Genomic DNA, 13,504 nt, shown 5'->3' with positions numbered 1-13,504 from the left:
TTTTTTTTGTATTAGAATTTTAAAGCTTAATGAATTTTATTGGTACGATAAGTACCAGGTGTCGACCCTTCAAATTGTTTGAATACCCGAATAAAGGAATTGGTATTTTTAAAGCCGACTTTACTAGCAATTTCATTGATTGAACTTTCTTGTTCGCTCATCAGACGTTTGGCTTTTTCGACACGTAGTTGATTGACGTATGGTTTGAAGGACATGGACAGTCGTTCTTTAATCAACCGGCTTAAATAGGCTTCACTTAGATGAAACTGCTGGGCAATATCTGTTAAACTGAGGTCGCTGCAATAATTGCTATTAATAAATTGAATGATTTCATCTGTTTTGGATCCATTATTATTTTCCGTGGTTTCGATCTGAGTGATCAGTGTGTCAAAAAGGGTAAAAATTGTTTTTTTCACATCGGGATCTGAAAAACCTTTTTTTAAGTAAAGAAATTGTTTCTTATTTTGTTCGTAGAATTCAGGATAGGAAATCTCTTTGATCACAGTGATTCGTTTTATTGTTAAGGTCAGAGCTGTTGAAAATTCCTGAAGGAAGCCTAGGGAACGGTTGCTAGAAATATTGATCTCAACGATTTGTTGCAATAATTCTCTAGCATGGACAAAATCACCTACTTTGAAATATTGGATCAGTAACTGTTCTTCATCAACGGTATAATTGATTTTATGAAAAGCATTGGATGTTGGAACCGGTATTTGATGGAACTGATTATTGCCGTTGCATTCATCTGACCACTGACAGGTTTCATGAAAGACTTCGATAAAATGTTCGAGAGAATGAAAAGGTTTGGAAAGTAGATAAGTCATTCTTAAGTTCAAACTGTCTTCGATTGTTAGTTTCAATTGATCGATCTCTTTCATGATTTGTGAATATTCCTGATCGTAAAAAAGAATGACAAGGTGTTTTTCGGAAAAACTGATGATATCATAACGCTCGATATGAAGATTTTTCTTGATCAACTGTTTGCGTACATGAATGATCTCTGTTTCATTAAAAGTGGCTTCTTCTGCCATCTCACCTGAGAAGGTTAGAAAAGCAAAACTCCCGCCTTTTTCTATGCCTTCAAGATGAAAAGTAGGCAGTAAACTCTTGCTCATATTGTACGTATATTTTCCGTAAAGCAGATTCTTTAAGAATAGTTCCTTTACTTCTTCTGAGACAGGGGACTGGAGCTGGTTGATCGAACTAGACGACTCGATTATCTGGTGCAAAGCTAAGTTGATATCATCAACCGTTAAAATATCAACATTACTCTTTTTGATTTCATCTAATATTTCTAGATAAGGTTTGTACATCCGCTTACTCAAGAAAACGACGATCAAAGCACCCAGTACGATCAAAACCATTAATGGAAGGAGAAAGGAAGAAATCGTAGATAGTGGAAAACTGCTTTGAATCGCGGTTGTCAATTGATAATTGGCAAAAGGGAGCACCTCTGAATTTTTTGTAAAAACGATAGTATCTGATTTGGCCTCTTGCTGAATGGTATTTTGTGTAAAATCAGTAAGTATCGGTGAATTGGTCTCACTAGAAGGATATTGGTGATCGATAACTTGTATTTCTTGATTCATTGGAGACAGTAGTTCATTTTTTTTCCAGTAGGCAAAGAAGTAGAGGGTCTGATTCTCTACTTGCTCTTTATGAAGCATGATCAGTCGTTGATCAAGGGTTTCGAAGATGGAGGAACTGAAGCTGGCATCTGCCAGCATTTCGGAAAGAAGCCCGGCTTTTGTTTCTATATTCAAAAAGGAAAAGAAATCATTGTAAACAAAATAGCCGTCAGAACTTACGATGATATGATTCTCTGGATTCAAGATTCCGATAGAGTATTCAAACTGATTCATTAATAAATAGTTTTCACGAATTTCATCATACATCGCTGAAAACAGCGTATAATCAGATTCAGTACTTTGGGAAAACACTATAATACTTTCTTTTGTTGCTAAAGATTTCATTGAATTGAGGGCAAATCGAAGTTGTTGATCAATGCGAAACGCACTGTTCTCTAACGTCATAATACTTTGGGTAGTTTGCTCAGTTTTTCGCTGATTGACTTCATTATTGATAACAATCACCATAATAAAAATAGTATACACAATGATTACCGTTAAAAAGGTTAAGAATATTTTTCGATAGGTTTTTGATTTCATAAGTGCTCCTTTCTTTTTTTGGTAACGTTTACATTGATTATAGAGATAAATCAGCTTGAGTCAAATCATCATTATTTGCAGTTGTCTACAAAACTTGATATTAAGGTTAAAAAGTGTATATTCCAACGAATAATGTTGATATTCAACAATGTCTAAATACGCTATATTTAAAGCGCTTACTTTAAGCGAGAGAAAATGAAAAATGATTTAGGAGGAACAATTATGTCAATGAAAAGAAAAGCTGCATCACTCCTGACCATCCTGACGCTGCCTATGGTTCTTGCTGCTTGTGGGAACAGCGATGGCTCTTCAAGCGGGGAAGGTTCAGAAGGGAAAACCGAGATCAAGATCACTTGGCGCAATACTGGGGAAAACGATAAAATGACCCAATACTTGGAAGAAACATTTATTCCAGAATTTGAGAAAGAAAATGAGGACATTAAAATCGTACTTTCTCCGATTACGGCAAGCGAAGGGGATTATTTTTCAAAAGTTGCTCTTTCCATGCAGTCAGAAAGCACAGCACCCGATGTAGTGGCAGAAGATTCCTTTATGTTGAATTCTGATGCAAACGCTGGTTACTTAACCAATCTTGATGAATATGTTGCTGACTGGGATCAATGGGATAAATATACAGAAAACTTAAAAGCTGGTGTCATTGCTGAAGATGGTAGTACGTATGCCATTCCAGGAACTTCTGATTCTCGCGGGATTTGGTACAACAAAAATGTCTTTAAGAAAGCCGGTCTGCCTGAAGACTGGCAGCCAACAACTTGGGGGGAGATTATTGAGGCAGCTGAAGCAATCAAAGCTTCCGATGAGAATGTGATCCCCTTAGGATTAGGTGTGGCTAAAGCCAATGGTGAGTCGGTTTCCATGCAGACTTTCCAGATGCTTTTATACGGTACTCAAGACACACTATTTGATAATGAAACGCGAAAGTGGCAAGTGAATACACAAGGGATCATTGACTCTTTAACTTTTATTGATGAAGTGTATAACCAGAAACAATTAGGCCCTTCTTTATCTGTTGCTATTAACAGTAATTACGGATCAGTGATGTTCCAAGACAAATTTCCTAATGATGAAGTTGGTATGCTACTGGATGGATTTTGGAGTGCCGGTAACTGGACAGAAAATGGGGCAACTCCTGTTGAGAATATGACAGAACGTTTTGGGTTCGCAGCCATGCCTACACAAAATGGTGGTGAACCGCCATTTACGACCATGTCAGGAGGCTGGACATGGGCCATTCCTGAAAAAGCACAAAATAAAGAAGCTTCATGGCGAGTAGTTCAGGCTCTCGGTGGAAAAGAACAGCAAGCTGCTCGTGCAATTGCTGAAGGGAATCTAACCGTCCGAGATGATTCAGCTGAAATTGACGAATACAAGAAGCAGCCTTTTATTGAACAAGCAACCTCTTTCTTGCAGTATGCCCATTTCCGTCCTGCCGATGACAAATATCCAAATGTTTCCGTTGAGATTCAAACAATGGTAGAGGCGGTTGCCACTGGCAGCAAGACACCGGAAGAAGCAGCTAGTGATTACGCAGCCAACGTGACGAGGATTGTCGGTGAAGATGCCATTGATTAAGTAAATAAATAGGAGAAGGACTCGTTGAAAACGATCCGACTAGGGTCTAACGTTCCTTCTCTTTTTACTAAGAAAGGAGAAAAGAATGGAACATTCGCTAAAACGAGAGCAGCAAATGTCCAATAGTAAAAAAGCGTTGATCTTTTTATTTCCCAGTTGGCTCTTGCTGCTGATATTTTTTGTTGGTCCAGTTATCTTAACTTTTATCTTTTCCTTCACGAACTTGGCTCTGACTGGTGCTGAAGCAAGTCAATTGCGGTTCATCGGCTTTGAAAATTTTGTGCGCATGTTCAATGATCCGGCTTTTCAAACCAGTGTCGTGCGAACCTTGATTTTCGTCATTTTTTCTGCAGTGATTGGTCAATGTTTCTTAGGTTTTTTGATTGCATTTATGATGCGGGAGAAGAATCGTGCCTTTCGGCGAGTCGTCGGTCTGATCATCATTGCCGCATGGGTTACGCCGGAAGTCGTTGTTTCCTTTTGCTGGGTTGCTTTTTTAGGGGACAGTGGAACAGCCAACTGGTTGATGGGACTGATGGGATTTGAGCCAGTTGCTTGGCTGTTTGCGTTTCCTATGATCAGCGTTGTGATTGCCAATATTTGGCGAGGAACGGCCTTTTCAATGATGGTGTTTCAATCCGCTTTAGATGAGATCCCTAAGGAAGTAGAGGAAGCAGCGGTTATGGATGGCGCCAGCCGCTGGCAAGTGATTCGAAAAATTACGATTCCGATGGTCAAAGGTACCATTGCAACGAATTTGATGCTCGTCACTTTGCAGACATTGGGTGTCTTCACGTTGATTTATACCATGACTGGTGGTGGTCCCGGCAATCAGACTGCAACCCTGCCAGTCTTCATGTACAAACAAGCTTTTGTCAGCTATCAGCTAGGATACGGAACAGCGATTTCGTTGGTCTTGCTACTGATTGGTGCTGCCGCAAGCTTGATTTATATGAAAATGCTGAAAGTGAAAGTGTAGGTGAAAAAGATGGTAAAACGCAGTGAAAAATTGGAGACCATGATTCATTATCTGCTTTTGGCAGTATTAGCCTTGTTGTTTTTGCTCCCATTGTTGTGGATGCTGATCGCCTCTATTGATCCGGGCGCTATTCAAACTTTGAAATTACCTGAAGCAGTATCATTTGAAAATTTTGCTTCGATCCTTTCTGATCAAACTATCATTCGGTCATTCGGAATCGGCTTGCTTTTGTCCGGCTGTCAATCGATTTTAGTTGTTGTCTTATGTGTTTTGGCAGCATATCCCTTGTCGAGGTATCAGTTAAGATATAAAAAAAGTTTTTTGATGGCGGTACTGTTCATGACCTCATTACCGATGACTGCTGTCATCGTGCCGGTCTACCAACTGTTTATCTTTTTGAAGTTTCAAGATTCATTACTGGCGGTGACGTTCTTCTTGACGGCGTCCTCACTGCCTTATGGGATTTGGATGATGAAGAACTTTATGGATTCGGTACCAATCGACTTAGAAGAGTCCGCTTGGGTCGATGGGGCTTCAACATGGCAAGGGGTACGAAAAGTCGTAGCGCCGCTGATGGTTCCAGGTATTTGTACGGTTGGTATTTTTACTTTTACTGGAAGTTGGGGCAACTTCTTTGTTCCTTATATTTTGATTCAGTCACCCGAAAAAATGCCGGCATCAGTCTCGATCTTTCAGTTTTTCGGCAACTTTGGTATGGTCAATTATGGCCGTTTAGCCGCTTTTTCGGTGCTGTATACCTTACCAGTCGTTATTTTATATGCTTTGTCACAAACGTATATGTCTAAAGGATTTAGCATGGGAGGAGCGACGAAAGGATGAAAGATCCATTTCATACGACAAAAAAATTAACGAAACGAATCGCTGAACTAAAAGCGTATCGTTTTCAAAAAGTACAAGACCTGAAAATGTGGTCGGCAAAAGAAGATAAGTCAAAAACGGAACAATACCCACCAGAAGAGTGGGACTTTACACTTTCAGTTGGTGATTTCTGGCAAGGGAGAGACCGTTACATTTGGGCTCATTATGAATTGGTGGTTCCAGACGAGGAAGACTTATGGCTGCTGATCGATTTTGGTCGTACAGGTGGTGGCTATAATTCAGGCTTTGAGTCCTTGCTGTTGATTAATGGTGAGCCTTATCAGGGTGTCGATTCGAATCATACAGAGATTTTTCTGGCGGATCATTACCGGGGGAAAACCATCCGACTTGATTTGAAACTATGGTCGGGCTTGGAAGGCGGTGGGGCTGAAGTCATTCAACGGCATGAGTTTCGGCAAGCTTGTTTGGCAAAACGACACTTAGCTGCTGACGACTGTTTCTTTCTCGCTGATATGATGGCGAAAACTATCGATGGGTTACCGGAAAATGAACCGATACGATACAAGCTGTTGAATCTTTTAGATGATGCCTTTCGTTTGATTCAGTGGCAGGTACCCGGATCTATCTCTTTTTACCATAGCATTGAGGAAGCGGATCATTATTTAAATCAAGAACTGCAAAAAATACCTAAACTTTCGGAGATCACTGTAACAGCTGTCGGCCATACACATATCGATGTTGCTTGGCTGTGGCGGCTGAAGCATACAGGGGAAAAAGCTGTCCGCAGTTTTTCAACGGTTTTACGTTTGATGGAACAATACCCAGAATATATTTTCTTGCAAACCCAACCTCAGCTATACAAATATGTCAAAGAAAGCTATCCAGCTCTTTATGAGAAAATCAAAAAGAGAATCAAAGAAGGCCGCTGGGAAGTGGACGGAGCCATGTGGCTGGAAGCCGATTGCAATATACCGTCAGGTGAATCATTGGTCCGTCAGATACTCCATGGGAAAAAATTTGTGAAGGAAGAATTTGACAAAGAAATGCATTTCTTGTGGCTTCCGGATGTGTTCGGCTATTCTTGGGCATTGCCTCAAATTTTGAAAAAATCAGGTATTGAGACGTTTATGACGACCAAAATCAGCTGGAATCAGTATAACCGGATGCCTCATGATACCTTTTATTGGCGGGGGATCGATGGGACAGACATTTTGACGCATTTTATCACCACGCCAGTTGATGGTAAAACGGATGAATGGGCAGAAGAATGGTTTTATACCTACAATGGAACGCTTTCTCCTGAGACCGTTCAAGGAATTTACGACGGATATCAAGACAAGCGTTTGAATCAAGAATTTCTGCTGTCTTACGGTCATGGGGACGGCGGAGGCGGTGTCACTAGAGAGATGCTGGAAAATCGACGACGCCTTGACCAGATTCCAGGATTGCCGCAAGTCAAAACAGGAAAAGCGAAAGCCTTTTTTGAACGACTGCATCAGACAGTAGAACGAAATAAGTCGCTGGTCTCTCGTTGGGATGGCGAATTGTACTTGGAATATCATCGAGGAACCTATACCTCGCAAGCGTTTGTCAAAAAAATGAATCGAAAAGCTGAAATTGCTCTACGGGAACTTGAGATTCTCTATACATGTTTAGCAGCCAGCAAAGAAGACGAGTATCCTAAGGAGCCGCTTTTTGAAACATGGGAGACGGTTCTTCGTAATCAATTCCACGATATTATTCCTGGTTCTTCGATCAAAGAAGTTTATCAAGACCATAGAGCAGAGTTTGCCGTCGTGACTCAGACCATTCAACAGTTATTTGAACAATTAGATGGACCTGCTAGTCAAAAGTATACAGTCATCAATACAGCTGGCTGGTCACGGAATGAATTGGTTGAACTTCCGCTTTTACAAGAAGGCCGCTTTATTGATTCACAAGGAAAAGAACTTCCGGCTTATTTTGACGGAAAAAAACAGTCTGTTCTTGTGGCAAATGTTCCGCGGATGAGTCAGGTGGTCATAGAGTTTCAACCGATAGCAGGAAATAAAGACATCAAACCGCTCGCTGTGTTCACAGAGGGGGCGATTGAGACCAATCGTTTGCGAATTTTATGGGAAACATCGGGAAATTTAATTAGCATTTTTGATAAGAAACTGGGTAGAGAAATGTTGGAAGGAAAAGGCAATGTTTTTCAGCTATTTGAAGACAAACCTTTAAATTATGATGCATGGGACATCGATAGTTTTTATCAAGAAAAAGCAACAGTGCTTCAAGCCGATCAAATTCGATTGCATTCAAATAATGCGCTTTACGCTTCCGTTGTATTTGAGTATACGTTTGGTAATTCGCAGATACATCAGGAAATGCGGGTCTATGCTCATACACAACGAATCGATTTTTTAACAAACGTTTCATGGCATGAACGCCAACAACTGTTGAAGGTAAACTTTGATGCAGCAATTCGATCAACTGAAGCAGTCTTTGATATTCAGTACGGAAATGTAAAACGAGCTACCCATGCTAATACCAGTTGGCAATTGGCTCAGTTTGAAACAGTAGGCCACCAGTGGGCAGATCTTTCAGAAAAATATTGTGGGATAAGTTTATTGAATGACTGTAAATATGGTTATGCTGTTAAGGAAAATCAATTAAGCTTGACCTTGCTTAAAGGCGCTATTTATCCTGATCCACTGGCTGACGATGGTGATCACGAATTTACTTACAGTTTTTATGCCCACGAGTACGATGCCATCGATGGGGGAACTATGGAAGAAGCATGGTCCCTCAACTCGCCATTAACGGTTATTAACGGAGAACATTCTTGGTTGCTTCCGTTGCAAATAGACTGTGAAACCTCAGTTACCATCGACACCATCAAGCAAGCAGAAACCGGCAAAGGGTGGATTTTACGTTTACATGATCACACGGGAGGAACTAGGGAGGTTACATTGCAGTTGCCACACAGTTTTTGGCAAGAAACAGATTTGATGGAGATACCTTTAAATAATGAGCAGTGGAAAGATAAAGTCTCATTTACCTTGTCACCCTTTGAAATAAAGACATTTCATTTTGAGTTGAGATAAACTAAAACCAGCAGCTTCTCCATTTATAGCGGAGAAGCTGCTGGTTTTGTTTATTCAAACTCTTCATACTCATTTGGGTCTTGACCATCAATACGGCCGTCTTCCTTGTTTAACTGATTGATTTGATTGATTTCATCTTCAGTCAGTTCAAAGTCGAAGATCGCAAGATTTTCTCGTTGATGGGCGAGGTTTCTTGATTTAGGTAGGGGCAAAATGCCACGTTCCACATGCCAGCGCAAGATGATTTGACCAGCTGATTTTTGGTATTTCTCAGCTAATTCAGTGATCAGTAGTTCTTTCAGGGCATCGCTGCCACGACCTAGTGGGCTCCAAGCTTCTGTTACGATGCCGCGTTTTTTGTTCTCTGAAACCATTCGTTCTTGGACCCAGTAAGGATGGATCTCAATTTGATTTAGCGCAGGGGTCACACCAGTTGCTTCAATGATGGCATCCAAATGTTCTGGTTCAAAATTGGAAACGCCGATGGAACGGATCAAGCCTAATTTTTGGGCGGTCACTAAGGCTTGCCAAGCTTCGACATATTTGCCGCGTTTTGGTAATGGCCAGTGGATCAAAAAGGCATCGAAGTAGTCGAGTCCCATGCGAGCAAGGGATTCTTGAATGCTGGTTAGGGCATCATCGTAGCCATGGTATTTTCCCGGTAATTTTGAGGTGATATAAAATTCTGAACGTGGGATACCAGAGCGACGGATCGCTTTGCCGACAATGCCTTCATTGTCATAATTGGTTGAAGAATCGATCAATCGATACCCGTCAGCGATCGCTGCTTGCAGCTGGCTCAACCCTTCGCCACCGCGGATCTGATAGGTACCGATGCCCACGGCGGGGCGTAAATTGCCGTCGTTTAATGTCAGTAAAGGTGCTTTCATAAAATGATTCCTCCTTTTCTTTACATTCTACTCTAACGCTTTTTTGACAGGAACGTAACCAACTTGCTCAAACAAACAAAGAAAAAAGAGCAACTGCTTCTTTTTCAGAAACAATTGCTCTTTTTGATCAAATTATTTTTCAGGCGGTGTGCCATACATTTTTGGTGTGACTTGATCGAGTTTTGGCGCTTTTCCTTCGACTTTTGGTTCGTCTAGCCATTGGTATTCGCCTTCACCGTCAAGAGCTTTGCCTTTCGCCCAAGAGCCTTCTTTGCTTTGGTCGCCTTCTGAGAAGTTATAGAAATCATAAGCGATATCTAAGCGTTCGTTTTTGCGGTCAAAGGTAGTCGGCACTAAAATTGAGCCTTCGTTTTCTTCCAATTCTTTCACGGCAGCTGCCCAAAGATTTTGGTGGTAGCTATCACGCGCTAATAAGACCGAAAGTAAGTCTTTGACCCCACGGTCATCGATCATTTCATAGATGCGTGCTACTTGCAGACGTCCTTGTGATTCTGCATTTAAGTTGGCACGGAAATCAGCAAGCAAGTTGCCACTAGCAATGATATACGCACCTGACCATGGATTGCCGACGCTATCAGCAGGACGTGGTCCTAAGCCGGCAACGATGGCATGTTGCGGGTTCATTCCGGAAATGATCGCACCGATCGTTGGGTCTTTTTTCATGGCAGCTTCCTGATCTTCCACAGGTGCACCTTCCAGCAGACGTGCAACCATCGTTGCTAACATTTCAACGTGTCCAAGCTCTTCAGTAGCGATATCAATCAACATATCTTTGTATTTTTCTTCCCCACGGCAGCTCCATCCTTGGAATAAGTATTGCATGGCAACACTCATCTCTCCATATTGTCCACCGATTAATTCTTGAAGGTATTTCGCAACTAACGGATTTGGTTTTTCTGGTTTAGCTTCAAACTGTAGTTCTTTTTGATGACGAAACATACTATTCCTCCTAAAATTTTTTATTGGGCCCATAAAAAGTTTCTCATGAATCGAAAGGTTCGTCTAATAAAATGCACTTAGTTCAAAATGAAAAAAGCTCCAAAAAGAAAAGCCATTTACTTTGACAAAAAGCGAGAAGCGTTAGATAGTTAAATTAAGAGAGAATTAGAAAAGGAGCGAGTCACCATGTTTCAGTATTACAAAATGGACGACCGAAAAATCAGGGAATCCTCGGAGGAAGATTACAATTGGCTGGTGGTTTCTGGGACAGATCCAGAGGAACAACGCCACTTGTTGGAGCGCTATCAGCTACCTGAAGATATTTTTATTGGCGCCAATGAACCGGAAGAAGTCTCACGTTTGGAATACTTACGTAACACTAAGTTAAATCATCCGATTCTTTATACCTTGATCGATTTGTCAGAAGTGACACAAGACCGCATCGAAGATCGTTTAGAACCGGTGACGTTTATTTATACCAAAGATCTTTTAATCACTTATGTCTCTCATCAATCTACACTGATCAAACGGCTGATTGAAAAGCATGAGCAAGATATTCAACGGTATGAAGATATTGTTGCCTACTCGACGTTGATGATCTACACCCATTACATCAAAGGTCTGCAGGAAATGAAGAAACAGATCGATGCACTAGATGAAGCAGCCCGTAAAACGACGGAAAACAACGAATTGTTTAATTTAGCCGATACCGAACGAGACATGGTCTATCTGGATCACACCTTACGGGATCAGAACCATACCGTCGATCGTTTGATGGATCGCAAAGAATTTTTGGATCGTTTGGATAATGAAGCACTTGTTTATGACATCAAGCTGCGGCAAAAATTTGCCATGAAAATGGTCACCATCTATCGCGACTTGTTAGAAACTATCGGTGGCTTGTTCTCCGATATGATGGACAACAATCTAAACCATCTGATGAAATACTTAGATTCTGCGGCATTAGTGGTGGCTGTGCCGTCCTTGATCGCGGGGCTATGGGGGATCAACACCGGGGGACTGCCAGGAAAAGACAATGCGATCGGTACGATCGTCGTCTTCGGCTTGGCTATTTTAGTCGGCATCTTAACCGCCGTTTACTTGTCACGAAAAGACTTCTCAAAATAAAAAGCGCCGCTGCTCTGTGGCACCGTTCGTCCATAAAAGGAGAAAGGTGCGACGAAGCAGTCGGCACTTTTTTTATTTTAGCCCGCTGTCTAAATTGCTGTCGAGAATCCAGCGCTGAAAGGCGAGAAAGACCAGCAGCAAAGGCAAAATGGAAATTACTGAGGCAGCGATCAAAATCGTCCAATTGATATTTTCCGCGCCCACCAAGCTGCGGATCGCCACTTGCAAGGTATATTTTTTCGGATCATTCAAGACGATCAAGGGCCAGATATAATCATTCCACCGCCACTGGAACGAAAAGATCCCCAGTGTCATAATGATTGGTCGGGCAATCGGCAGCATGATTTTCAAAAAGATCATCCCATCCGAGGCGCCATCGATGCGGGCTGATTCAATCAAATCGTCAGGAACGGAGACGAAAAAGGTCCGAAACATAAAGATACCGGTTGCTGTATTGATGGAAGGAATGATGATCCCCAGCAAGTTATCATATAAGCCTAGCGAACGAATGACGGAAAACGTCGGATTCATGATAACTTCCGTCGGCAGCATGGTGGTGGCGATGATACAGATGAAGAAAAAACGCAGCCATTTGGCATCGTATTTTGCAAAGGCATAACCACAGGCGGCGCTGACTAGGATCGTCAATAAAGTGGTGACGACCGCTGAAATCAACGTATTATTGAAGTAACGAAAGAAATCCAATGTCGTCCAAGCATCAATAAAGTTTTGAATGGTTGGATTTTCAGGAATGATTTTCAAGGGATAAGCAAATAGTTCAGTCCCTGGTTTGAAGGCACTCAATAAGAACCAAAGCAGTGGAAAAAGGTACAGTAGGGAAGTGATGATCAATGCCAGCGTTAAAAAAAACATCGCTGACTTTCTTGTGACAGGTCGTTTGGTTTTGATGGTCTTAGATGTCATTCTTGCCGCCTCCAATCTTCATTTGTGCTAAGCCTAACAGTAAAAGAATCACGAAAAGAACCATGGAGGCAGCACTGGCATAGCCGACCCGCATTTTGTCAAACCCAGTCGTATAGATATATTGCACGATCAACATGTTGTCGGTTCCTGGACCACCATTAGTCAGCGATTGCACGAGGGCGAACTCTTTCATAGCGCCGATCGAAGCCAATAAGATGACCATAAAGGAAGTTGGCCGCAGCATAGGCAATGTGATGTAGCGCAATTTGTGCCCAAAGCTAGCGCCGTCGATCTCGGCAGCTTCATACAACGAGCGGGGGATATTTTTCAAAGCTGCAGTAAATTGCAGCATGTTAAAGGCAGTGCCGCCCCAGATGGCAGCCAAAATAATGACAGAAAAGGCAGCATTCGAGTCGGTAAACCACGGGACAGTTTGTTGTCCCGCTTGCTCTAGAATAAAGTTGATAAAGCCAAAGTTTTCACCAAACAGCCATTTCCAGATAACCCCAGCGATGATCCCAGAGATGGTCCATGGTAAGAAAAAAATGATCTTTGCGAAAAATTTGCCTTTCGCCAACTGACTATTCAACATCAAAGCGACGGCGAGAGAAACGACATAGATACTTGGGACCAGAATGATCACATAACGAAATGTGCGGAATAGTGCTTTATAAAAGCTGGCGTCTTGAAACAATTCTTGGTAGTTTGCCAAGCCGATAAAATTGGCTGTCGCAAAGCCTTTATAGTCCGTCAACGAGTAATAAAGTCCTAAGAGTGCTGGAATCAAAAAGAAGATAATGAACAAAATGATGCTTGCGCCAGTGAAAAACAACGGCCATTTGTTTTTTTGTAAAGTGCTCATAGAAAATTCCTCCTCCGACGATCGTATCAGCAACAAAGAACCCGCAGTCTGCAAAAAGCCAGACTATGGGTTCT

At 41.7% G+C, this 13,504-nt stretch carries 10 protein-coding genes; 5 read left to right on the top strand and 5 right to left on the bottom strand.

All coding sequences use genetic code 11. The features are described from left to right. Window positions 1-26: 26 nt before the first annotated feature. Complete coding sequence (locus IGI84_RS11245; protein WP_220426864.1) at window positions 27-2,168, bottom strand: helix-turn-helix domain-containing protein; 2,142 nt, start codon at window positions 2,166-2,168, stop codon at window positions 27-29. A gap of 222 nt (window positions 2,169-2,390) precedes the next feature. Between IGI84_RS11245 and IGI84_RS11240 the strand changes: the two genes are divergently transcribed. The 4 genes from IGI84_RS11240 to IGI84_RS11225 all read left to right on the top strand — a co-directional run bounded on the left by IGI84_RS11240 (window position 2,391) and on the right by IGI84_RS11225 (window position 8,666). After that, window positions 2,391-3,761: an extracellular solute-binding protein gene (locus IGI84_RS11240; RefSeq protein ID WP_194194801.1), complete on the top strand. Its 1,371-nt coding sequence runs from the start codon at window positions 2,391-2,393 to the stop codon at window positions 3,759-3,761. An 85-nt stretch (window positions 3,762-3,846) separates the two neighbouring features. Beyond that, window positions 3,847-4,740, top strand: a complete 894-nt coding sequence (locus IGI84_RS11235) for a carbohydrate ABC transporter permease (RefSeq protein ID WP_194194800.1) — start codon at window positions 3,847-3,849, stop codon at window positions 4,738-4,740. A 9-nt stretch (window positions 4,741-4,749) separates the two neighbouring features. Then, window positions 4,750-5,580, top strand: coding sequence for a carbohydrate ABC transporter permease (locus tag IGI84_RS11230; protein ID WP_008379135.1), 831 nt, complete (start codon window positions 4,750-4,752; stop codon window positions 5,578-5,580). Further along, window positions 5,577-8,666, top strand: a complete 3,090-nt coding sequence (locus tag IGI84_RS11225) for an alpha-mannosidase (RefSeq protein ID WP_220426863.1) — start codon at window positions 5,577-5,579, stop codon at window positions 8,664-8,666. Before IGI84_RS11230 ends, IGI84_RS11225 begins: the two co-directional genes overlap by 4 nt. Before the next feature lie 50 nt (window positions 8,667-8,716). Here IGI84_RS11225 and IGI84_RS11220 read toward each other — a convergent pair whose 3' ends face one another. Both IGI84_RS11220 and IGI84_RS11215 read right to left on the bottom strand, forming a co-directional pair. Then, window positions 8,717-9,556, bottom strand: a complete 840-nt coding sequence (locus IGI84_RS11220) for an aldo/keto reductase (RefSeq protein WP_220426862.1) — start codon at window positions 9,554-9,556, stop codon at window positions 8,717-8,719. Window positions 9,557-9,688: 132 nt separating this feature from the next. Continuing rightward, window positions 9,689-10,516: a manganese catalase family protein gene (locus tag IGI84_RS11215; protein ID WP_430600391.1), complete on the bottom strand. Its 828-nt coding sequence runs from the start codon at window positions 10,514-10,516 to the stop codon at window positions 9,689-9,691. Window positions 10,517-10,702: 186 nt separating this feature from the next. Here IGI84_RS11215 and IGI84_RS11210 point away from each other — a divergent pair, with 186 nt between their 5' ends. After that, the gene (locus IGI84_RS11210; protein WP_220426861.1) at window positions 10,703-11,644 is read left to right on the top strand and encodes a magnesium transporter CorA family protein; all 942 of its coding nucleotides are present in this window, start codon (window positions 10,703-10,705) and stop codon (window positions 11,642-11,644) included. A gap of 72 nt (window positions 11,645-11,716) precedes the next feature. On the opposite strand, the gene IGI84_RS11205 is transcribed toward IGI84_RS11210, so the two are convergent. Further along, on the bottom strand, window positions 11,717-12,568 hold the full coding sequence (locus tag IGI84_RS11205) for a carbohydrate ABC transporter permease (RefSeq protein ID WP_010747711.1): 852 nt from the start codon (window positions 12,566-12,568) through the stop codon (window positions 11,717-11,719). After that, window positions 12,558-13,430, bottom strand: a complete 873-nt coding sequence (locus IGI84_RS11200; RefSeq protein WP_086291975.1) for a carbohydrate ABC transporter permease — start codon at window positions 13,428-13,430, stop codon at window positions 12,558-12,560. Before IGI84_RS11200 ends, IGI84_RS11205 begins: the two co-directional genes overlap by 11 nt. Window positions 13,431-13,504 lie beyond the last annotated feature (74 nt).

It is taken from the genome of Enterococcus sp. DIV0008 (assembly GCF_050542615.1).
In the GTDB taxonomy this organism is placed as follows: Bacteria; Bacillota; Bacilli; order Lactobacillales; family Enterococcaceae; genus Enterococcus_D; species Enterococcus_D innesii.
This window is presented reverse-complemented; position numbering and strand designations above follow the sequence as displayed.